This is a genomic window from Streptomyces sp. CB01373 (assembly GCF_002803075.1).
Taxonomy (GTDB): domain Bacteria; phylum Actinomycetota; class Actinomycetes; order Streptomycetales; family Streptomycetaceae; genus Streptomyces.
On sequence record NZ_NNBK01000013.1, the window covers coordinates 64,563 to 85,572 of the forward strand.

Genomic DNA, 21,010 nt, shown 5'->3' on the forward strand with positions numbered 1-21,010 from the left:
GGGTGGCAAGGGCGGCCCCGCTTCATTGGCGTGAGTGGGGGGCCGCCCTTGGCGTAGCTAGTGGTTGGTGGTGCGGGCGATCAGTCCGCGGGTGTGCGTGGTGGTGTTCTCCTGTCGGACCGGGCCGGCGTAGTGGTGGTGGTGTTCGGTGTGGGCGGCCTTGAGGGAGCGCAGGGCCGATCCGACGGCCGCCACGATGGCGGCCACGGCAGCGATGGGCAGGGTGACGAACAGGACGGACGCGAGGGACACGGCGGCGAATCCCTGGCAGGCGAGCCAGACACCACATCCGACGCCGACGCACGCGGCACCGACGCCGATCCCGGCGACGGCGGTGCCGGCGGCCCAGGCGGGGACGATCCGGTGGTCCGGCTGGGGGACCGGGGGCGTGCTGCCGTAGGCGGGCAGGGGGCTGGTGTCGCGGTACGAGGTCGGCACCTCGGGTGCGGGCCGGTAGGCGTCGGCGATGATCCGCCGTGCTTCGGCCGCGGCCTGGTCGTCGGTCATCCCGGCGTCCGGCCGGGCCGGGCTGGGGGTGGTCTCGGGGGTCATGCGGAATCCCTTCCGGTGCTCGGTGAGGGAGGCGGAACCACCCCCTTGTGGGGTGGCTGTGGAGTGGTGTTTCAGGGGTCTGGCCTGCGTGCCTCCCTGACTCCCTGAGCGATCATTTGCACTGGTCAGGGCCAGGGAGGCGGGTCAGGGAGGCGTTCAGGGAGTTCTCCCTGCCTCCCTGACCGGACGGGGGTCGCCTCCCTCTACTCGGAGGCGGAAGCGGAACCGTCTGCGTTGCGGTTGGTGAGGGCGCGGGCGACGCGGTCGCGGCCGACGACCATGCGGCCGTCGGACTTGTACGGCTCGGCGCCGGCGTCCTCCAGGACGCGCTTGAGGTCGCCGGGCGTCCACCGGCCGTAGGCGTCCGAGTTGAGCGCCGAGAGTCGCTTGAGGACGTCGGCGGTGAGCACGCGCGGCGCGTCCCCGAGGACGGCGAAGATGTCGGCGAGCGGGTCACGCTCCTCGCCCCGCTCGATGACGTGCAGCGTGGTCACCCCGTCCCGCAGCGCCTTGGCCCGCTCCGCGATCTCGGTCGCGGTCTCGGTGTCGATGTAGTGCGTGCGCACCGTGATGGACGCCTGTCCGGCCGGGATAGTGATGCCGTCGGAGGCGACGACGACCGTGCCCTTGTCCAGACCGGGCCGCAGCAGGTTCGGCGCGGCCCCGCCGTCCACGGCCTTGTCCCCCAGCGCCATCCGCGCCTGCGACTCGGTCCCGAGCGCGAGGGAGGCGCGGGTGTGGGCGCCCTCGCGTACGAGCTTGGGGAGGTTCTGGTCGGTGGGGTCCTGCGTGCCCTGCCACAGCAGCACGTTCACCGCACGGCCCTGGTTGTGGATCTTCCGCGCGGCGGTGAAGTAGCGGGACGTGGCCTTGCTGCCGCCGTACGGCCGCTTCTGCTCGTCCTTGGCCGGGCACATGAACGCCACCTGCGCCTCATCGACCAGCAGGATCAGCGGCGGGAAGTCGGCACCGTCCGGCGCCTGCAACCGGCGCTCCATCTCTGTGACGCCGCCTTCGAGCATCTCGGTGGCCTCGATGACGTGGTCATCGGTCGGGCCCTGGATCAGGATGGTGGCGAGCCCGATGAACATGGCCCAGTCGCCGGCGCCCTTGAGGTCGGCGATCCGGAACTCCACCGTGCGGTCGAGGGCGAGCCACAGGGCGAGCGCCCGAAGGGCGGCGGTCTTGCCCTGGTTCGACAGGCCCGTGATGAGCAGGTGCCGCTGATACAGGCTCAGCGCGGCAGCGTCGCCGCGCAGGTCCTGTCCCCAGGGGGCGCGGCCCTTGGTGTAGTCGGCGGTCAGGGTGTCGTCGGTGGCCAGCGGGGACGGGCCGATCGGCTCGTCCAGAGCCCCGGAGTCGGCGATCCACAGCCGCACGGTGCGGGCGGCTTCAGGGAGGGTGATGAACACCTCGTGCTCGTGCCGGGTCAGGTTCTCCGCGAGCTTGCGGCGCCGGTTCTGCACCTCGTTCGTCGACACCCCCGACGGCAGGGTCACGTCGACTTCCACGCCGCATCCGGCGATCCGGATCGGACCGAGCATGGACGCGCCGGCGTCGCCCATCTCCTTGATGGCGTTCCGCAGCGCCGGGACTCCGAGGTCGCGCAGGGCCTTGACCACGATGGACGGGGTGATGGGCTCCCCCGCCGTGTCGCGGACGGTCGCGGGGAGCGCCCACGGGGGTGCGGCTTGCTGGTGGCTGCCGACGGCCCACAGGGCGAGCAGGGCGAGGAACGGGCCGATCGAGACGAGCGGCCCCCACACCACCTGCACGATCGTGATCAGCAGTTGAATGAACTCCACCACCGCCATCAGCGGCGTGACCACGTCGGTGACGTCCTTGTTGGCGATGGCCAGGACGACGCCGAGGGCGACCAGGGAACCGATACCCATCCCGGTGCCGACCAGCACCCCCTTCGCAGCGTCCGCCGGGGAGTGGAGCAGGTCCATGCGGCGGCGGTGCCGGGCCTCCCGGAAGCGCTGCCCGCGCTCCTCCCACTCCGCCGCGGCCTCATAGTTCCCGGCCGCTTCCGCGGCCCGGAGCATCCGTTCGTAGCGGGCGGCGGTGCGGCCGTCCCAGGTCCGGCGGGCCACGATCCGCGCGCCCCCGAACACGTAGAGGCCGTGTCGGGCGGCGGTGCGGGTGGCCGTCCGGGTGTGTTCGTGCGTGACCAGCGTGCGGATGGCGCGGCCCGAGCGGACCCACAGCGGCACGACCGGGGCGGCCGGCTGCTCGGGGACGACAGTGAGGGCCGGGCGGGTGTCGACGGCGGGGGGGTCGGTGTGCTTGTGCAGGTGAACGACGTTGCCGCTCATGAGGGAAACACTCCTGACTGCCCCGGTGTCGGGGCGAAGTTGAAGGGGAAGCGGCGGGCCGGCCGGATCCGTGACGGGCCCGGCCGGCGGGGCGGTCACCACCAGCCGGAGGACTTCTTGGCGGACTTGGCGGCGGCGGCCTCGGTGACGATGCGCTGCCGCTCGGTCTGCAAGGCGGTGATCTCCGCGATCAGCCGCGTCTCGGCCGACTGCCACGCGGACTCAAGGCGGCGTTCGGCTCGGTCGGTGCCTCGGCCGCGCATGACTCCGTAGGAGCCGCCGGCCATGGCCGCGACGATCGCGCGCCGCTCGCGGCTGTCCAGCGGCCACATCTCCCGCTCGCGGACCGCCTCCAACTTGCGGTTCGTCTTCTGGATCTCGCGGTCCAGGCGGCGGGTGTCGGGCTTGCCCATGTCAGCTACTCCTCGCGGGTTCGGAGTTGTCGGGGAAGGCGCAGGGAACGCACGTGCCGAGCGAGCCGGGGATGACGTATCCGGCGTCGCGTCGGCACTGCGGGCAGAAGCGGCGGGCGGCGTTGGCCTTGACCAGGGCCGCCCGCCTGGCCGGGGTCATGGGCCGGACGGGCTTGGCCAGGTCGACCCGGTAGAGGTAGGCGACCAGCGGGCCCCGGCGGCGGCGTGGCCTTTCGAGCTGAGCGGCCACGCCCTGGCCACCGGGCCGGAGCCCGCGGGCGCGGAGTTGGCGGCGGGTGGCGTATCCGTCCGGGGCCAGGCGCCACCGGAACACCGGCAGCGCCCCCATCACACGGCCGTCTCAGCCGTGGCGGACCGCTCGGTGAGGATCGTGTCCCGCAGCATCCGGGCGTTGGCCGGCGAGGTGTGCAGCTCCCGGCGGATGGCCTCTGCCGTGATCTGCCCGGTCGACCATCCGGTCGTTACCTTGCGTGCCTCGGTCAGCAGTTGCTCGGGGGTGCGGCGGGTACGGGTCGACTTCGCCGATTCCGGGACACGGCCCGTGGCGCGGCGCGGTCGGGTCGATTCTGCGGGGATCGATCGGGCGGGAGCCGTCTCGATCGGTACCGGCTCGATGGCCGGTGCGACCGTCGGAATCGACTTCACCGCGGTGTCCGACTTGCCCAGATCACAGGGCAGCGGATCGGGCACCGGGAGCCGGGTCAGCGTGACCGTGACCGGAGTCGATTCCGGCTGGTCAGCCATAGACCGTTCTCGACTACTCTCGGTCGATTCCTCCACATTTGTGGAATCGGTTGAAGCGAGAGCCGGGGCCGGGGTCTCGCCGACCGGCACGGCCCCCCAAGCGGGCAGGTCCCATCCGGTGGCGACGCTCGTCAGAGCCCTGCCGGTGCCCTCGCCCTGCCGGGCCCCCTCCAACTCCGACCAGGCCCCGGCCAGTTGCCCGGCGGTCTTGGCCTGGACGCGGGCGACGCGGGCGCCGGCCGCCGTCACGGCCGCCAGCCGGGTCTCCTCGGTCACGGCACCCGCCCGCAGTTGGGCACGGGCCACGGCCGCCTTGTCGCGGGCATCCTGCTGAATGCTGCGGATAGCATCCAGCGCGCTCGGGGTCAGCGCGGTGCGTTCCCACAGCCCGTGCACCAGCCACAGGGCCTTCGCCGCGATCGGCAGCCACGCCACGGCCAGCCACGCGCCGACGGCATGGTCGGCGGTGAGCGCGTGAGTGATCAGGACACCGGTCGCGATCAGCCCGAACGACCAGCCCACGGCGGTCACGGAGCGGGAGTGGTCGCCCTGTGCCGCGAGGCGGCGTTCGTAGGCGAGGGTGGCCAGCCATCCGCCGTCGATGCCGAGACCGACGACCAGGGCGACCGGCCACGGCATCGCCGTACCGAGCCACATGACGACCACGGCCAGGGTGAGCACCATGGACACGGCCGTCATCGCGACGGCGGGCAGTACGGTCTTCGCGCTCACGTCGCGTCCCCTTCCTGCTCGCGCACGTCCACGGCCGCGATCAGAACGACCGGGGTGCTGTCGTCGCTGTAGACCTTGCTGTCCTCGATCCAGGACCACTCAGCGCCCGGCGCCATCTCGTAGCCGAGGCGGGCCAGCGCCGTCCGGCGCTCCGCGATGGTGGGCGCCGGTGCGGACCGCTCCCACTGGAAGGTGGGCCACTCGGTCTCGCCGAGCAGCACGACGTACAGGCGCCACGGCCGGCCGCCGTCGCTCGACATCTGCGCCGTCAACGTCCTCACAGCGCACCCCCCGCGGTGAGCAGGGCAGCGAGGATGAGCAGGGCCCCGCCGGTGTAGGTGAGGTCGACCGCGCGGCGCAGGCAGGTGAACTTGGCGACGGCGAGCCGGGACAGGCCGGCGACGTCCGCAGCGAGGTCCCCGTCGTTGACGACGTCGTTGATCTCGTCGGGGGTGAGGGTGGCCCACAGGGGGAAGCCGTGCCGGCCGCCCAGGTTCGGGCGTACCGAGCGCAGCAGCATCCCGGCCGCGGCGACCAGCACCGCCAGGCCGCCCCCGCCGACGATGGCGGCCGACAGGGTCAGGGGCAGGTCGCGGGCGACCGTCCACGCGCCGGCCAGCACCGCGCCGACGAACGCCAGCAACAGCCCGGTCTTACTGTCGGTCCGCGCGATCTCCGCCTTCACCTCGGCGTGCGCGGCACTCAGGTTCCGGCCGGTGTCGCTCACGCGGCACCCCCGGGCAGGCTCGCGCCGGCCGTGCGGTTGACCAGGGCCACGCGGGCGGCGAGCGCCCGGCGGCGGGCCCGGCGGATGCGGCGGACGTCCAGCTCGGACGGCGTGCGGTCCAACGTCAGGATCTGCGCGTCCAGCAGGTCGACGTCCGCGAGGATCACGGGCATCTCCAGCTCGATCGCGTCCAGCTCCGCGGCCGTCGGCTCCATGAAGTCGGCGAACGCGGTAACAGCGTCCTGAACAGTGACGATGTGACTCATTGGGTCTGGTTCCTTCCAGAGAGGAACGGCCCGAACGCGGCTCCCGGGATGCCCCCCGGGAGCCGCTTGCCGTTGGAGTCGGTTCCGGCTCCCCTCAGCGCTGCTCGTACGAGACGAGCAGCGGAGGCAACCGGCCGCAGCGGGTGAGCGCTGCGGAGAGGTCGAAGGTGCGCGGGTCTTGCACCGCGCGTGCCGCCTTCTTGTCCTGAGGACAGGCGGTAGGTCCTCGGTCCACTGTTGAGTTCTCAAGGAACGACCAGCTCAGGGCCCCACGTGCACGAGCTATCCCGAACCGACACGACAAAGAAGGGCAGGAAGAACCACAGGACTTCCTGTCCTCAACTCCTCTTTAGGAGTTGCTTTGACTATGACGGAGCCCGGGTAAGTCGTCAACACCTCTTGAGGACTTATGCTGAGAGGGCCCACCAGACAGGACGGTGAACACCACATGGCCAAGGCGTATGAGCGCATTGCAGACGATCTACGGCAGCGCATCCGCGCAGGTGAACTCAAGTCGGGCGACCGTCTGCCCGCCGAAACGAAGCTTGTGGACCAGTACCGGAAGAGCCTGCCGACCGTGCGCCAGGCGCTCGGCGTGTTGCAGGCGGAAGGGCTCATCGAGAAGCTGCACGGGCGCGGCAACGTGGTCCGCAAGCCGCGCAGGTTGGTGACCCGAACCAATGGGCGCCACCAGTGGGAGAAGGATCGGGCTCGGCAGTCGCTGGACGAGCGTCAGCAGACGGGTGCAACCGAACACGACACGGGCTTGACCATCTCTGACCTGGTCTTCAGCGCTGAGTTCAGCGAGGTGGAGGCTGACGAGGATCTCGCCGAAGCCTTCGGCGTGCCAGCTGGAACGCGTCTACTGGAACGCGTATACCGAACCCGGTACCGGGAGGAAGAGGCACCGTTCAACGTCTCGCGGTCCCGGCTGCTCTACGACATGGCCTCAGCCAACCCGGCCTTGCTCGACGTGGCCCACGAACCGTGGCCCGGGGGCACTCAGAACCAGCTCCACAGCATCGGGATCGAGGTGGCCCGCGTAGTCGAGCGGGTCACGGCCCGACCGCCTACGTTCGAAGAGTCCGAAGAGTTGGGCCTGACGGCAGGTGTAGCCGTCATGGTCCTTCGGAAGACATGCGTCGATACCGAAGGGCGGGTTGTGGAGGTAGCCGACGTGACGTTGCCAGGAGACCGAACCGAGTTGGAGTTCACGACCCCGCTGGGCAGGTGGTGAGCTGTGGTCCACATCGTCACGGTCATCACTGCTGTTCACGCGCCCGGAGCGGAATTCCTGCCCGCGGCCTACAAGTCGCTCACGGAACAGGAACTGCCGAACGGGTGGGAATGGCAGTGGGTCATCCAGGAAGACGGCGAGACGGACGCTGTAGCGCCGTACGTGCCTGACGACGACCGGGTGAGCTTCGGGCAGGGCCGCGCCGGCCGTGCGGCCATGGCCCGGACCATGGGTCTGTCCCGAGCACGTGGCGAATATGTCAAGGTGCTGGACGCGGACGACATGCTGACACCCGGCACTCTGGCGCGTGACATCGCCGCCCTTGCGAACGGTGAGATCGGGTGGACCACATCGCGGGTGCTCGATCTGCTGCCAGACGGCAGCACCGTGGGATTTGACCAGGACCCGCCTGCTGGCCCGGTCGAAATGGGCGCCGTGCTGGACCACTGGAAGGCGAACGCTTACCGGGCACAAGTCCACCCGGCGACGCTCTGCATGCGGCGTGACCTGGTGCTCGCACTAGGCGGGTGGATGGCTTTGCCTGCGTCGGAAGACACAGGTCTCCTGCTCGCCTTGAACGCGGTCAGCCGCGGTTGGTTCCACGCGGAGACGGGACTCCTTTACCGGAAGTGGCCAGGGCAGGTGACGAGTCAGGCGGCCCACACACACGAGGGCGAGCGGGAAGCGCGCATGGCCGTTGTGGAGGCCAGGGCGCGGACGCTTGCCGCCCTGCCGGGATGGCGATTTGGCAGCACCGACACCCGCTGATGAACGCCAGACCTCTTAGTGAGACGGGATGTGCATCGCCCAGGCAACCACACTGGCCTATGCTGCGGCCGTCACTAGTGACGCGACGTGCTTACGGACAGCCTCACCTCTGTGATAGTCGGCCGTGATAGCGGCGGGCAGCCACCCCGCTCCCTTGGCCACCCCAAGATGCGGGGCAAAACGCTCCAACTCGCCCACCCTCACGGCGACGATTCTCATTGATTCGAGATTGTCGAGAAGCCTTTGAGCTGCCACCGGGTCTGCGTGAAAAGCAAGTTCGCCGTAATCTTTCAAGGACGACCACGGGTTTCCCCTGCTTCGCAATTGGGCCATAAATTCACTCCGGATCTCCGCGGTAAAGCGTTCACCTTGACGGGAAGAAAATACGCCATTCAATGCCGATAGGACGTGTGAGACGTAGGTTGCCTCGCGGGGCTGCCTGAATTCCGCAGTGGCTCGATCGTAGTCTTGCTGCAAAAGAGACCAGTCGCCCCCCATTGCCTGCACGAGAACGCGAAGCTTCCCTCTGTCATTGAGGATGTCCAAGTCAGGGCTTGCGACAACGGGAACACTAACGGAGCGCAGGACTTTGGCGAGACGAGGAAATCCGTCCTTCCCACCGCTAGGAACGAACAAGATGTCCCCGGAAGGAATAGGCAGTCCTCCCTTCGGTTCCCATTCTTCGAGAGCCGAAGAGTAAAACTTGCAATCTCGCTCACCTTCCGCAAGAACCACAGCTTTGTGGAATAGTCCATCTAGCACATTCGAGTATCGAAGGACGGGGTCATCCCAGATTTCCCTCAAGTCGTCAACATTTAGTTGGTGAGCGCGGGTTCGGCCGTCACCTCCTCTCTCCAGGCGAATGATTGAGACGTCCGTTTCAGACTGAAGCAGTCCCGACAAAAGATTTCGGTCGTGCGTCGCCAGCACAACCTGCGTCCGCTTCGATTTTGCCTGTTCGCCGAGAATTCTGCCCAACGCCATGGCCTGCGGGGGATGTAGAAACGCCTCAGGCTCATCGATGAAAACAATGGGATATGCCGACGTGACCAGTGGGACGAGGAGCCCAATCAGACTCTTCATTCCGTCCCCTTGTACCGTCAAAGGTGGAAGAGACGCCAGCGCCCGCCAATACTCCTCGCTGATTTCATCGATCTTGGGGACGGGAACCCCAGTGTCCCCTACTCGAAGGTTGACGTTCCTGCTTAGCCGATCCAGCGTTAGCGGCTGTCCGAAAACCTCTAGTGACATACTGTTAAGTTCATCGAAAAGATCCCTGCGATCTTGCAAGATGTGCAAAGGGGAGAGGGCTGGGCCATTGAAGACGTCTCGCATCTCCACAGGTGCTGCACCGTTCATCCGCCCCCATGCGTCCCCGTAGAATGCAAGGAGATCATTTACCTCCTGCAGGCCGCCTTCTGAGATATCGGGAACGAGACGCCAATTGACAGCGTCGATGGGGACCTGCGCCCCGGGGCGAACGAAATGATTCTGGCCCGACAGATTAACAGTCGTAGCGTGCTGCGATATCCAGGCGCGTGCATCATCGAGACTGCCGGACTGCTTTATCAAAATGCGATCGACGATATGTGCAGTGCTGTTAAGTCTCGCGTTCAAGTGGCCGTGCTTGACGTGCGCAGCAATTTCCCGAAGCAGTGTGGATTTGCCTGCGTTGTTCGGGCCCACAATGGCAGTCACGCCAGATCTTGGAAGGGTGACAATTCCCCCGCCTATGAGTTCAACTGCCGGAATATGGATAGAAAAGTCATCGGCGTTTCCTGCCGAACCGAGCGGTTCCATTGTGCCCCCACCCCTTCGATGCAACCTGTTTAGGGTATCCGCTTTGGGGTCGGCAAGTAAGTGGGAGAGGGGAGCATCCTGGACGTGGTGATCCGGGCAGGCGACCCTACTGCGCTCGCGTGGGCTGTGAGTGGCAACGCGCCTCCCACTCGCGCCAGATAGCGCGGGGAACTTGGTTGGTTCAAGGGCAGGAACTTTACTGACCTGCGGCGGACTGCGTTGTGGCACCGACTCCGAGGGGTCTTCGGGGGTCGCTCGGACCGCACTGACGACGCTGCACTTGGAGTGCGGTGCCGTGACGGACTTCTGGGGTTCTGCGGACGCCGCGACCTTGGCTGTGCCACGCTGCCTGTAGCACAGAACCGCTTCGGTTGGCTGCGGATGGTCCGCCAAACATTTGCAGACCCACCATCGGAGTGGTATCCCGCCACAGTGCCCGCGGGCCGGGCCAGTGTGCTGACGCCAGCCCCATCGCTCTGCCTGTAGGAGGGATGCGGCGCCGGGCCCGAGCGCCGCACCCTGTGTGTCCTTCTGGTCGGAATGTGCCGCCGTTGTAGTTGCGCTCGCAGTTCCTGCCGCTTCCGTCTTGAACACGGTGGTCAAGGAGCGAGGCGCGACTAAGCGGAAGCAGATTGATGCTGAAATCCAACGCGAGCGCCTTTGGCGAAGTCTGCCTCAGAGCTCCACGGATGGCGCGGATGCCGGTAATGCGTCGGACGATGGAGCGGCGGAAGGGGCTGTCTGATCACGAGCCCTCCCTTCCGTAGCATCTCGCCGCCATCCTGTGGAATACGGTGCTACCGCCTGGGACGACCTCACGGTGATTGCGGCGGCCAGCCTGCCGGCACCCTGCGGACCCACTCTCAGCACGCCATCGACCTGGAGTGCGTCCGCCACCACCGCGAACGCTGGCTCCGGTAGACCCAGGCGCCTGACGATCGCGCCCACCGCCGCCGTTCTCAGGGCGCCGCTCGTTGTCCTGGTCCTTGTCCAGTTCGCTGGAGGGCATCAGCGTTCGCCGCCGTACACCCACCGGTCCTGAGCTGCCGCGCGTACCGGCTTGAACACCCTTGTACGGCCATGCGGACAGTTGGAAAGCGTGTTGGGGGCAACCCCTCACGAGTTCGAATCTCGTATCCTCCGCCAGTGCCTCACCGGGCACGATGTCGAAGGGCCCCACCGCAAGGTGGGGCCCTTCGACGTTGTCCCAGAGGCGTATAACCGCGCACAGAGATACACCCACGCCTCGGCAGACGAGCCAACAGGGCCGGCAGGCAGTCGGTTCGTGATGATGCCGCACCCGCCTACGGATCAGATGGCGAAGGGCCGCGCCCGCGTGTGCGGGTGCGGCCCTCGTGACTCGGTGAGCTCAGAGTCGGCGCGTCAGGTGCGCGGTCAGGCTGTGGCGCCGATGTCGGCCTTGCGGCGGCGCACGACGAACACGGCGCCGGTGCCGACGGCGACCGCGGCACCGCCCGCCAGCGCGATCATCGGCAGCGCCGAGTTGGAGCCGGTCTCGGCGAGGTGGCCCTGCGGGACGATCTGGTTGTCGCCGGCGGGCTTGGCCGGCAGCGGCTTCCGGCCGCCCTGCGGCTTGGCGTCGCCCGGGTTGCCCGACTTGGAGCCGGCGGCGAGGACGTCGAACTGGTAGAAGTCGTCGTCGCTGGAGTAGACGCAGTTGCCCTTGTCATCGGCGTACATGCCGATGGAGATGGCGAAGCCCATGCCGGCCGGGGCCTTGCTGTCGATGCTCAGCCGCAGGTCGATGGAGAAGGACTCCTTGGCCTGGACGTCGGTGTAGCCGAGGTAGCCGGCGCCCTCGTCGTTCTCGTTCAGGGAGATGTTCTGCCACGTGCCGGTGGCCGGGTCCTTGTACTGGAGCGTGAGGTAGCTCGTGGTGACTTCGTAGTTCTTCTCGTTGACCTGAGCGGCGAACACACCGAGGTCCACACGCTTGTAGGCGTTGTGGCCGGAGTTGTTGACGTTCAGCTTGAAGTTGTGGAACCCGCTGCCCGCGACGATCTGCGAGGGCAGGCCGGACAGGCTGGTGTGCAGGTTCTTGTCCTGCGTGTAGTCCTCGCTGTCGTTGCACACCTGCGGGCCCGGCGTCTCGGACGGCGAGGCGCTGGGGCTGGGGGTGGCCGGCTCCTCGTCGGTAGTGCCCTCGCCCTTCGAGTCGGACCCGCCCTCGGTGGTGTCGGACCCGTCCTCGGTCTTGGTGTCCGATCCGTCCTCGGTCTTGGTGTCCGATCCGTCCTCGGTCTTGGTGTCGGACCCGTCCTCGGCCTTGGTGTCCGATCCGTCCTCGGCCTTGGTGTCGGACCCGTCGCCTTCCGTCTTGGCGTCGGACCCGCTCAAGGCAGCCGATTCGCTGTCGGTGGAGGCGGGGGTGCTGGAGGAGGAGTCAGGGTTGCCGTCCGTCGCGAAAGCGGCCGGGGCCGCAAGAAGGACAGCAGGCGTGATGGCGGCCGTAGCGGCAGCGAGAGCCAGGTAGCGGCGAATCTTCATGCGAACCTCAGAGACAGGGGTGACCAACGTGTTCGCACAAGAGATCGCTGGGAAACTCAAAAAGTTGCGCAATATTCTGCACGTCAGAATGTGAGGTGCATCACACGTACCTTCGACGTTGCCCGTCTCGGTTTCCGTGGTGGGGGCGGCTACCAGGGGCGGACGAGGACGAGGCCGACCTTGCCGGGTCGTACGGCGTGCTCCACGGCCTTGGTCAGCTCGCCGAGGCCGTACGTGGCGGCCACGTCGAACTGGTCCTTGAGCCCCAGCGCGATCTGCTTCGCGGTGGCGACGTCGGACGCCCGCCTCTCGGCGGAGACCTCGGACAGCCACCGTCCGATGTTCTTGCCCCGCAGCGTCAGCGACTTGCTCAGCAGCGTCGACGCGTGCACCGAGAGCGGCTCCTCGGCGATCAGCCCGTAACTGACCAGCTTGCCGCCCGGCGCCAACAGGTCCAGAAGGCTCTCCGCCAGCTTCCCGCCGATCGGGTCGAGAGCCACACTCACCGGATGGCCACCGGCTGCCTCGCGGACCTCGTCGGCCCACCTCGGATGCTCTGTCGACACGACCGGCGTGTCCGGGAACCGCTCGCGCAGCTCAGCGGCACCGCGATCGCTGCGGACGACGTTGACGAGCGCCAGGTTGTGGAACTGGGCCAGGCCCGTCACCAGCCGCCCGACCGACGAGCCCGCGGCGGTCTGCACCAGGAAACCGTCATATCCGAAGGCCAGGTGCTCCTGCGCCTCACGGCGCAGCATCACCGCGGTCAACGGGTTCGCCAGCATCTGCGCGGCGACTTCGTCCGGCAGCTCATCCGGTACGGCGACGACCACCTCTGCCTCCGCCGCGATCCACTGCGCCCACGCCCCCGGCTGGGGGAAGACCGTCACACGGCCGCCGACCTCGACCCCGGGCGCCACGCGTGTGCCCGGGCCGATGGCCTCCACCACGCCGGTGGCCTCCGCGCCGGCCGGGACCGGTCGGGCAGCACTGCCCGGGTACGCCTCGATGGCCTGGAGATCACCGGGGTGCACCGTGAAGGCGGTGGTGCGGATGAGGACCTGGCCGCGCTCGGGCGCCGTCGGCTTCGGCTCCTCGACGACGGTCAGAACGTCGGCGGGCAACCCTCCACGGGTGTGGACGACACGACGGTTCATGATTCTCCTCATGCGCCGATACGCGCGGGGCTCGGCCGAGGCATCAGCGACGTCCCGCAGCAGCGGGTTCCGCCACTGAGTGCCCCGTCAAGCCGCATCAGCCCCCCGCCCTCACGCAGCCCCCTGGTCACGCTCGCACGCCGGGCAATCAGCGGCACAGTCGGCTGGGCCGATCGGGTCATGGGCCTCATGAAGCGCCCTTCGAACGGGCGCGCGTCGCGGAGGCCCGGCCGGCTCTTCGCCGGTCGATCAGTCACCCGTACGGCACGGACACCGCGTCTGCGGGCGGCGTTCGGCGCACGATGAGCAACGGACCCGATCTCACTTCGAGGAGGCCGCCATGGGACACGCCGTCGGCGATGTGCTCGGACTGGCGGCCGCTGTCGCGATCAGTCCGCTCCCGATCGTGGCGATCATCCTCATCCTGGCCACGCCGCAGGGACGTCCGAACGGCACCCTGTTCGCTGTCGGCTGGATCCTCGGCCTGGCCGCCCTCGGCGCGATCATGCTGGCGGTAGGAGGTTCCGGCGGCGCGTCCACGCACAAGCACCCGGCCACCTGGGTCGGAGCCCTCAAGCTCGCGCTGGGCGTGCTGCTCGTCCTGTTCGCCGTCCGGCAGTGGCGGGGACGCCCCCGTGACCCCTCACAGGCACACCTGCCGAAGTGGATGGCGGCCATCGACCGTTTCACCCCCTCCAAGGTGCTCGGACTCGGGCTGCTGCTCTCGGCCGCCAACGCCAAGAACGCCCCGCTGACCATCGCCGCCGGTGCCTCGATCAGCTCGGCCGGAATCCCCGTACCGCAGCAGATCGGCGCACTCGCGATCTTCGTCGTCATCGCATCGCTCGGCGTCCTCGCGCCGCTGGCCGTCTACCTGTCCATGGGAGAACGCGCCAAGAGCATCCTCACCGGCTGGCGGGACTGGGCCGCACAGCACAACGCTGCCGTCATGGCCGTCCTCTTCTCCGTCCTCGGACTCAAGCTGCTCGGAGACGGGATCAGCGTCCTCGCCTCCTGAGTGGCCTCTGCCGATCGCTGGCGCGGGCCTGGGGCTCAGTCAGGGCTGGTCGCTTTCGCGTGCCTTCGTGGCGCGGTTCTCCTGTGCCGACAACTCGCGGCGTCTGGCTTCGGCGGCCTCGGTGATCAGGTGGGCCGCGTCGGCGGGGAGGGCCAGGTTCTTCTCCAGCCATACGGCGTCCGTGCCCTGGGTGTGCGTGGCGAGGACCCAGGCGGCGTAGAGGCGTTCGCGGGACGGGGCGGCCGGGGTCCCCAGGGTGGCGCGGACCGCCTCCTCGGGGAAGCCGTCCAGGGTGTGGGCGGTGAACCATGACGTGTCGACCGGCTCGGCGGGCCGGCGGGCCCGTGGGTTCCTGAACAACGGACGGGAACGGCCCCGCCGCATCCTCGTACCCACGATGAGGGCGACCAGCGCAGCGCCCAGCACGGCCGCCGCCACGCCCATGCGGTCGGCGGCGGGGAGCCTCGTCCACACCGGCAGCAGGTATGCCACCACACGATCTCCTTGGTGCGGGTGGGGCGGGATCACATCAGGCCTCCCTCACCTCTCCATCGTCGCCCCGCGTCCGGTGCTCGGCCAGGCCCCCGATCCCGGCTCAGCCGATCTGGACGGCCTTGACCACCAGCAGCAGCGCGGCGATCACCAGGTAGCCGCGCAGCAGGCCCATGCCGAGTCTGAGTCCGGGGGACCAGACGACGGGCTCCAGCAGGGCGAGGGGAGGCATGCGCCAGCTCTCGCGTTCCGAGCGGGGGATCCGCGGAGGCGGAGGCAGTTCCGGGCCCCGGCGGGCGCGGATGACACGCAGTCCCACGGCCGCGCCAAGCAGCCCCACGACCAGCACACCGGTGAGCCACAGCGCGATCCGGGTGGTGTCCAGCGACGGGAACAGGGTCGTCGCGACGAGGATCCCGGACAGCATCAGGAGCACCGCGATGACGGTCGACGCCACCATGTTGAGCCAGCGCGGATTGACCCAGGGGCCGAGGACCGCCCGGTCGTTGCACAGCAGCAGCAGGAACACCGACGCGGAGGGCAGCAGCAGGCCCGCCAGGGCCTGAACGGCGGTCGTGATCAGCCCGAGGGGCGCACCGGGGATCAGCACGATGGCGGCGGCGAGCAGGACCATCCCGGCGTAGGTCCCGTAGAACGCCTTGGCCTCGCGGAAGCTGCGGTGCAGGGAGTGGCGCAGGTTGAACACGTCGCCGAAGGCGTAGCTGGTGGCCAGGGTGACCGCCGCGGCGCCGATGATCGACGCGTCCAGGAGCACGACCGCGAACATCACTCCCAGCACACGGCTGTGCCCGCCCAGGGCCTCGGCGACGCCCAGCGCGTCGGTGAAGTGCCCGGCCGCGCCCGTACCGCTCACGGCGTAGTCGGCGACGACGACGATCGCGACGGCGCCGCCGATCACGACGAGGGAGCCCAGCACGGTGTCCGCGCGCTCATGGCCGACGAACCGCGGTGTGATGCGCTTGTCGATGATGTTGGACTGCTGGAAGAACAGCTGCCAGGGGGCGACGGTCGTACCGACGATCGCGATGATCAGCAGGACGGCCTCCGAGGTGACCCCGCCCCGCACGCCCGGGACGACCAGGTGGTGCACGGCCGCTCCGTAGCGCGGGTGGGACAGCAGCGCCAGTGGCACCAGCAGCAGGCTGACGGCGATGAAGGCGAACATCGCGCGTTCCCAGCTCCGGAAGCTGCCCGAGGCGGTGATCGCCACCAGGGCGACGGCGGCGACCGGCACGGCGATGTACTTGTCCACGCCGAGGTAGCTCAGGGCGAGCGAGACGCCGATGAACTCGGTGACGATCGTCAGGAAGTTCAGCACGAACAGGTCGCCGACGCTGAACCAGCCCCAGAACCTGCCGAAGCGCTCGTTGATCAGCCGGGCGTGCCCGACACCGGTGACGGCTCCGAGCCGGACCACCATCTCCTGGTTGACGATGAGGACGGGGATGAGCAGCAGGAGCACCCAGAGCAGGCTGTAGCCGTAGTTCTGGCCCGCCTGGGCGTACGTGGAGATCCCGCCGGCGTCGTTGTCGCCCACCATCACGATCAGGCCGGGGCCGACGATGGCCAGGAAGGTCAGCAGCCGCCGCTTGAGACTCCGGCTGGAGTCCGCCTCCTCCAGCCGGATACGTCCCAGCGCGCCCTCGATGTCACCGAGGTGGGCCTCGTCCAGCACCGCCGTGCGGCGGGGGCGGGGGCCCGCCGGTGGCGTGGGGCTCCGGTCACGGGGGGCGCCGTCGCGTGCCGGCGTGGCGGCGTGCCCCCGGGCTCCGGGACCGACCGGTGGGACCGGTGGCCTGTCCGGGGCTGCGGGGTGCGCATCGGCGCCGTGCGCCTGTGGGCGCGGGCCGGGCGTGGGTCCGCCCCCGGCCGGGCGCGGACCGGGCTTGGTGGGCGAGTCCGGGTGCGGACCGGGCTCGGGCGGCGTGTCCGGCGGTGGGCTGCCGGACTTCGGCGCGTCCGGCCGCGAGCCCGGCGTAGGCGGACGGTCCTCCGGACGCGCGCCGGGCCGGGACCTACGGTCCTCCGAGCGAGCCCCCGACTCGGGCGGACCGTCCTCCGGGCGGGCGCCGGGCGGCGGCTGCTGCGGCGGGCGCCGGGCGGGCTGCCGGTCGGGCCGGGGCTGCCGGGGTTCCCTCATGGTGAGGGCTCCTCACGCCCATCCGGTCCCCCGGCGCCGCCGGCACCAGTGGCGCCAGGGATGCTTCCGGCCTCAACGGTCCGATGCGCGTCCGGTGGCGGGGCCACTTCCCGGCGCCGCCAGTCCTCCGGCAGTGTCGCCTCCAGTACGTCGTCGACCGTGATCACACCGAGCAGGACTCCTTCGTCGTCCACGACCGGCAGGGTGATGAGGTTGTAGTCCGTCATCAGCAGGGCGACGTCCACCAGGTCCGTGTCCGGGCCGACGCGCACGGGATCGGCCTCGCTCACCTCGGCCAGCCGGAGCCCGGGGTCGCTCTGCAGGATGGTGACCAGCCGGACCCAGCCGAGCAGCCGGCCGTCCTCGTCGACGGTGTAGACGCTGGTCAGCGCCTCCGGTTGGAGCCGGTTCGCGCGCCTGACCGCAGCCTCGGCCTCGCTCACGGGCGTATCCGGGGGCAGGGCCAGGAAGTCCATCCCCATCAGGCCTCCGGCACTGGCGGGGTTGAAGCCCATCAGGGTCAGCACCTTGGCCCGCTGTCCGGCGGGCAGCAGGTCCAGCACGGGTCGCCGGCGGCCCTGGCGCAGATCGTCGATGGCGTCGGCCGCGTCGTCCGCCCGCATCCGCGCCAGGACGGCGGCGATCTCCTCGTCGGTGCGGGCGTTGAGCAGCCGGGAGGCCCGGTCCTCCTCCAGTTCCTCGAAGACGTCGGCCTCCAGCTCCGGATCCTGCCGGACGTCGCCGAGGATCTCGCGTTCCTCGTCCCTGGAGGCGTCTTCGAGCAGGTCGGCGATCTCCGCGGGCCGCAGGCGCCGGATCCGGGCCGTGGGACGGCGGACCAGCGCGCTGCGGCTGTGTCCGATCAGCGGCTCGAACGCCTGCCAGTCACGGCACGCGTGCCCCGTCGCACGGTCCCCGAAGATCCCGAGCAGTCGGTGCGGGCGGTGCGTGTCCACGCCCGACAGCAGCCACTGGCCGTCGCGCTCGGCCAGTTCCAGGTCCTGCGCGCGGACCAGGCGGGCCTCGCCCACGTCGATCAGCCGGTGGCCCAGTACGTCCGCCCGCAGCAGCACCTCACCCTCGCGCCGCCCGAACGGCCGCAGGTCGAGCCGTGCGCTCTCGAGTTCCACCAGGCCCTCGGCGTCGAGAGCAGCCACCTGTTCGACCGGGACGAACAGCTCACGGCCGCCCACGCCGACCACGAGCCCGGTCACCACCGGATAGTCGGCGCCGCGCAGCCGGACGATCACGTCGGAGAGCCGCCCGAGCGACCGGTCGCCCGGGTCCACCACGGGGCGCTTCACCAGCGACGACAGATGAACGGGCGCCTGCTCCCGGTGTGCCGCCGGCCGCGGCGAAGACGGACTCACGGTCATCGCTCTGCCCTGCCCGAACGTCGACTGCCCCCGCGACCAACGGTATTGAATCACCGCAAACACACGCAAACGCCCCGCCGACGGCAAGGTGGTGTGTCGATCGGCGTCTCGAACGGCCCCTCGAACGGTGTCTCGAACGGCGTCAGGAGCCGTCGTCCAACCGGCCCAGTTGTTCGGCGAGTTGGAAGAGGGCCGGCAAGGCGGTGGCGATGGCGGAGCGGGTCGTGTCGTCCAGGGAGGCCAGGGCGGCGTCCATCCGGCGTTCGTGGGCCGTGGTCCACGCGGTGAGCTGGTCGCGGCCGGCGTCGGTGAGGGTGACGACGGAGGCGCGGCGGTCGGCGGAGTCGACCTCGCGCGCGACCAGGCCCGTCGTGATCATCTGGCCGATCAGTCCGCTGACGGTGCTCGGTGCGAGCCGCTGGCGGGCCGCGAGGTCGCTGATCCGGGCGGGCGAGTGCTCGCCGAGCACCTGGAGCAGCTCGACCTGGGCCATGGGCAGCTTCTCCCACGGATAGTCGGTGCGGATCGAGGCCCGCAGGGCGCGGCGCAGGCGGGTGACAGCCTCGGTCAGCAGACGGGCGTCCAGCGCCTCGGCGGCGGGGCCGAACAGGGGAAGCTCGGAACGGGGCTGCGCGGACATGCGGCAAGGGTAGCCGGGTCCACGCGGGCGCCCTCCTGCTCGCGGCGGCACCGCCTTGTCCGCCGGTTCACGCGGGGTGTTCACCGTCTCACGCGCGTGGTTCACCGGTCTCACTCGCCTCCTCACGCCCCGAGTTCCGACTGGGACCGCCCGTGGTCGCCCCGCTCGGGACCCAGCCGGGCCGAGACCACGGCGACGGCCGACACCGCCACCAGGATCGCCGCGGACCACCGGGCGCCGGCCTCGGTTCCACCGCCGGCCGCCAGGTGCAGGGCGAGGGTCACCAGTGCCACCCCCAGGGCGGTGCCCAGACCGCGGGTCATGTTGACCAGACCGCCGCCGGTGCCGGAGGAACGGGCCGGGATCGCGCCCATGATCAGCGCGTTGTTGGCCGGGGTGAACGTCCCCAGCCCCACGCCGACCAGGGCCAGCAGCGGCACCAGCCAGGCGATGGTCAGCGGAACGGCCATGAGCGCGGCCGTGGCGAGGAGGAACACGCCGGCTCCGGCCAGGCACCGGCCACGGTCGCTGAGGGAGCGCGGCAGCAACCGGTCACCGCCCGTGGCGCCGAGGGCGAACCCGGCGGGCAGCGCGGTCAGCACCAGCCCCGCGGTCAGCTCCGAAGCCCCCCGCGCGGTCAGCACGACCGGCACCAGCACCAGCGGGCCGAACAGCACCAGGTATCCGCTGAGCGCCCCGACCAGCCCGAACGTCACCGCGCGCACCCGCAGCAGCGCGAGGTCGAGCAGGGGCGCGGCGATCCGCCGCTGACGGCGGGCGAACCCCCAGCCGGCCAGGGCGGCCACGCCGAACAGCAGGACCACGCTCCAGCCGGGCACCGGCAGACCGGAGGCCGCAGACACACCGAGCAGAGCGCAGGTCGTCGCCACGGCCAGCAGCGCCAGTCCGGCCCAGTCGAAGCGGGTCACCCTCGTACGGGCCCTGGTGCGCGGCAGCAGATAGTGCCCGCTCACCAGCGCGACCAGCCCGACCGGCACGTTCACCCAGAACACCCAGCGCCAGCCCAGGGTGGACACCAGCGCCCCGCCCACCGTGGGCCCCAGGGCGAGCCCCAGCGCCTGTGCGGCGGCCTGCACGCCGAGCGCGCTGCGCATCCGCCCGCGGGGTGCGCTGGTGGTCACCAGCGCGACGCTGTTGGCCTGCATCAACGCCGCTCCGGCCGCCTGCACCACCCGGAAGCCCACCAGCGCCACCAGGGAGGGCGCCAGTCCGCAGGCGGCGGACGCCAGTGTGAAGACGGCGAACCCGTACAGGTACAGCAGCTTGCGGCCGTGGGCGTCCGCCAGCCGCCCGGCCGGCACCAGCAGCGCCACCAGGGCCAGCAGATACGCCAGCGACACCCATTCCACCGCGGCGAGCGAGGTGTGGAACTCGGTGCGCAGGCTGCCGTAGGTCAGCGTCACGATGCTCGCGTCCAGCTGGCCCATGAACGCCCCGAAGCACACCGTGGCCACGGCCAGCCGCCAGGCGTTCGGCCGCGACCGGATCCCCTCCGGGCGGGCCCGCTCCGCGGTGAGCACGGCGGGCCAGCGCGGGCGGGGCGGGGTGTGCGTCGTATCCGGAGCCATGACTTCAGATTACATCGGTCACCGAACTATTCGGGCTCCGTCCGATCAGGCCCCTCCCATGACGGCACCCCTTCGGCCTCATGGGTCCTCTTGACCTCATGAGCCTCCTCAGTCCTCCATCACCGCGACCGCGTCGAACCCCGCCTGGTGCAGGGTCCGGTGCACGGCGCGCCGGGCTCCGCGAATGGTGACCGCGGTCGCCGGCCACCGCGTGGCGGCCCGCAGCAGGGCGTAGGCGCAGGCGAGGTCGAGGTGGGTGGCCCCGCTCATGTCCACGACCCACTCGTCGGTCTCGCTCAGCTGCGGTGCCGCGAGTCGTTCCTCCAGCGGCCGCAGGGCGTGGGCACCGATGTCCCCGGTGAGGACGAGCTCGGCCCGCCGGTCGTCGGTCGCCCTGATCATCAAGGGCGACGCCGGGAGATGCGCTGCTGCCATGGCGGCCCTCCTTCGCGTGCGCCACACTCCGTCCACCTCCATGGTGAACCCGGCGC

The 21,010-nt window shown here is 69.8% G+C and carries 20 protein-coding genes and 1 pseudogene; 3 read left to right on the top strand and 18 right to left on the bottom strand.

The genetic code is table 11. The annotated features are described in order from the left end of the window. Nucleotides 1–57 precede the first annotated feature (57 nt). From CG719_RS22035 to CG719_RS35475, 9 genes and pseudogenes are all read right to left on the bottom strand, one after another. Nucleotides 58–552: a hypothetical protein gene (locus CG719_RS22035; RefSeq protein ID WP_100570399.1), complete on the bottom strand. Its 495-nt coding sequence runs from the start codon at nucleotides 550–552 to the stop codon at nucleotides 58–60. A 203-nt stretch (nucleotides 553–755) separates the two neighbouring features. Continuing rightward, nucleotides 756–2,870, bottom strand: coding sequence for a cell division protein FtsK (locus CG719_RS22040; protein ID WP_100570400.1), 2,115 nt, complete (start codon nucleotides 2,868–2,870; stop codon nucleotides 756–758). Between the two features lie 95 nt (nucleotides 2,871–2,965). Continuing rightward, nucleotides 2,966–3,283 (bottom strand): hypothetical protein, encoded by a 318-nt coding sequence (locus CG719_RS22045; protein ID WP_100570401.1) that lies wholly within the window; start codon nucleotides 3,281–3,283, stop codon nucleotides 2,966–2,968. Nucleotide 3,284: 1 nt separating this feature from the next. Next, nucleotides 3,285–3,632: an RRQRL motif-containing zinc-binding protein gene (locus tag CG719_RS22050; RefSeq protein WP_100570402.1), complete on the bottom strand. Its 348-nt coding sequence runs from the start codon at nucleotides 3,630–3,632 to the stop codon at nucleotides 3,285–3,287. Nucleotides 3,633–4,122: 490 nt separating this feature from the next. Beyond that, nucleotides 4,123–4,780 (bottom strand): annotated as a pseudogene (locus tag CG719_RS37415) (hypothetical protein); the annotation flags it as partial. Next, a complete protein-coding gene (locus CG719_RS22060) occupies nucleotides 4,777–5,061 on the bottom strand; it encodes a DUF6303 family protein (protein WP_100570404.1) in 285 nt (94 codons plus the stop codon). The pseudogene CG719_RS37415 and the gene CG719_RS22060, both read right to left, overlap by 4 nt. Continuing rightward, the gene (locus tag CG719_RS22065; protein WP_100570405.1) at nucleotides 5,058–5,507 is read right to left on the bottom strand and encodes a Pycsar system effector family protein; all 450 of its coding nucleotides are present in this window, start codon (nucleotides 5,505–5,507) and stop codon (nucleotides 5,058–5,060) included. The genes CG719_RS22060 and CG719_RS22065 overlap by 4 nt, the downstream gene beginning before the upstream one ends. Further along, nucleotides 5,504–5,773 carry a DUF6284 family protein gene (locus CG719_RS22070; RefSeq protein WP_100570406.1) on the bottom strand — a complete coding sequence of 90 codons (270 nt, stop codon included), beginning with the start codon at nucleotides 5,771–5,773 and terminating at the stop codon, nucleotides 5,504–5,506. Before CG719_RS22070 ends, CG719_RS22065 begins: the two co-directional genes overlap by 4 nt. A 94-nt stretch (nucleotides 5,774–5,867) precedes the next feature. Next, nucleotides 5,868–6,008, bottom strand: coding sequence for a hypothetical protein (locus tag CG719_RS35475; RefSeq protein ID WP_159024935.1), 141 nt, complete (start codon nucleotides 6,006–6,008; stop codon nucleotides 5,868–5,870). A 213-nt stretch (nucleotides 6,009–6,221) separates the two neighbouring features. On the opposite strand from CG719_RS35475, the gene CG719_RS22075 reads away from it, so the two are divergent. Together CG719_RS22075 and CG719_RS22080 are read left to right on the top strand one after the other, a co-directional pair. Further along, nucleotides 6,222–7,010, top strand: coding sequence for a GntR family transcriptional regulator (locus CG719_RS22075; RefSeq protein WP_100570407.1), 789 nt, complete (start codon nucleotides 6,222–6,224; stop codon nucleotides 7,008–7,010). Between the two features lie 3 nt (nucleotides 7,011–7,013). Then, nucleotides 7,014–7,778 (top strand): glycosyltransferase family 2 protein, encoded by a 765-nt coding sequence (locus CG719_RS22080; RefSeq protein ID WP_100570408.1) that lies wholly within the window; start codon nucleotides 7,014–7,016, stop codon nucleotides 7,776–7,778. A 57-nt stretch (nucleotides 7,779–7,835) separates the two neighbouring features. Here CG719_RS22080 and CG719_RS22085 read toward each other — a convergent pair whose 3' ends face one another. From CG719_RS22085 to CG719_RS22095, 3 genes are all read right to left on the bottom strand, one after another. Continuing rightward, on the bottom strand, nucleotides 7,836–9,578 hold the full coding sequence (locus CG719_RS22085; RefSeq protein WP_100570409.1) for an ATP-dependent nuclease: 1,743 nt from the start codon (nucleotides 9,576–9,578) through the stop codon (nucleotides 7,836–7,838). A 1,395-nt stretch (nucleotides 9,579–10,973) separates the two neighbouring features. Further along, nucleotides 10,974–12,086: an MSCRAMM family adhesin SdrC gene (locus CG719_RS36620; RefSeq protein ID WP_234375701.1), complete on the bottom strand. Its 1,113-nt coding sequence runs from the start codon at nucleotides 12,084–12,086 to the stop codon at nucleotides 10,974–10,976. Between the two features lie 149 nt (nucleotides 12,087–12,235). Further along, the gene (locus CG719_RS22095) at nucleotides 12,236–13,243 is read right to left on the bottom strand and encodes a zinc-binding dehydrogenase (RefSeq protein ID WP_100570410.1); all 1,008 of its coding nucleotides are present in this window, start codon (nucleotides 13,241–13,243) and stop codon (nucleotides 12,236–12,238) included. A 340-nt stretch (nucleotides 13,244–13,583) separates the two neighbouring features. On the opposite strand from CG719_RS22095, the gene CG719_RS22100 reads away from it, so the two are divergent. Continuing rightward, on the top strand, nucleotides 13,584–14,261 hold the full coding sequence (locus CG719_RS22100; RefSeq protein ID WP_100570411.1) for a GAP family protein: 678 nt from the start codon (nucleotides 13,584–13,586) through the stop codon (nucleotides 14,259–14,261). 39 nt (nucleotides 14,262–14,300) lie between these two features. Here the strand turns inward: CG719_RS22100 and CG719_RS22105 are convergent, their stop codons facing one another. The 6 genes from CG719_RS22105 to CG719_RS22130 all read right to left on the bottom strand — a co-directional run bounded on the left by CG719_RS22105 (nucleotide 14,301) and on the right by CG719_RS22130 (nucleotide 20,954). Beyond that, the gene (locus tag CG719_RS22105; RefSeq protein WP_159024936.1) at nucleotides 14,301–14,753 is read right to left on the bottom strand and encodes a hypothetical protein; all 453 of its coding nucleotides are present in this window, start codon (nucleotides 14,751–14,753) and stop codon (nucleotides 14,301–14,303) included. A gap of 103 nt (nucleotides 14,754–14,856) precedes the next feature. Then, a complete protein-coding gene (locus CG719_RS22110; protein WP_100570413.1) occupies nucleotides 14,857–16,449 on the bottom strand; it encodes an Nramp family divalent metal transporter in 1,593 nt (530 codons plus the stop codon). A 461-nt stretch (nucleotides 16,450–16,910) separates the two neighbouring features. After that, nucleotides 16,911–18,284, bottom strand: a complete 1,374-nt coding sequence (locus CG719_RS22115) for a magnesium transporter MgtE N-terminal domain-containing protein (protein WP_234375702.1) — start codon at nucleotides 18,282–18,284, stop codon at nucleotides 16,911–16,913. Nucleotides 18,285–18,432: 148 nt separating this feature from the next. Further along, nucleotides 18,433–18,930 carry a MarR family winged helix-turn-helix transcriptional regulator gene (locus CG719_RS22120; protein WP_100570415.1) on the bottom strand — a complete coding sequence of 166 codons (498 nt, stop codon included), beginning with the start codon at nucleotides 18,928–18,930 and terminating at the stop codon, nucleotides 18,433–18,435. Between the two features lie 122 nt (nucleotides 18,931–19,052). Next, nucleotides 19,053–20,519: an MFS transporter gene (locus CG719_RS22125; RefSeq protein WP_199836730.1), complete on the bottom strand. Its 1,467-nt coding sequence runs from the start codon at nucleotides 20,517–20,519 to the stop codon at nucleotides 19,053–19,055. A 108-nt stretch (nucleotides 20,520–20,627) separates the two neighbouring features. Beyond that, complete coding sequence (locus tag CG719_RS22130; RefSeq protein WP_100570417.1) at nucleotides 20,628–20,954, bottom strand: STAS domain-containing protein; 327 nt, start codon at nucleotides 20,952–20,954, stop codon at nucleotides 20,628–20,630. Nucleotides 20,955–21,010: the final 56 nt, after the last annotated feature.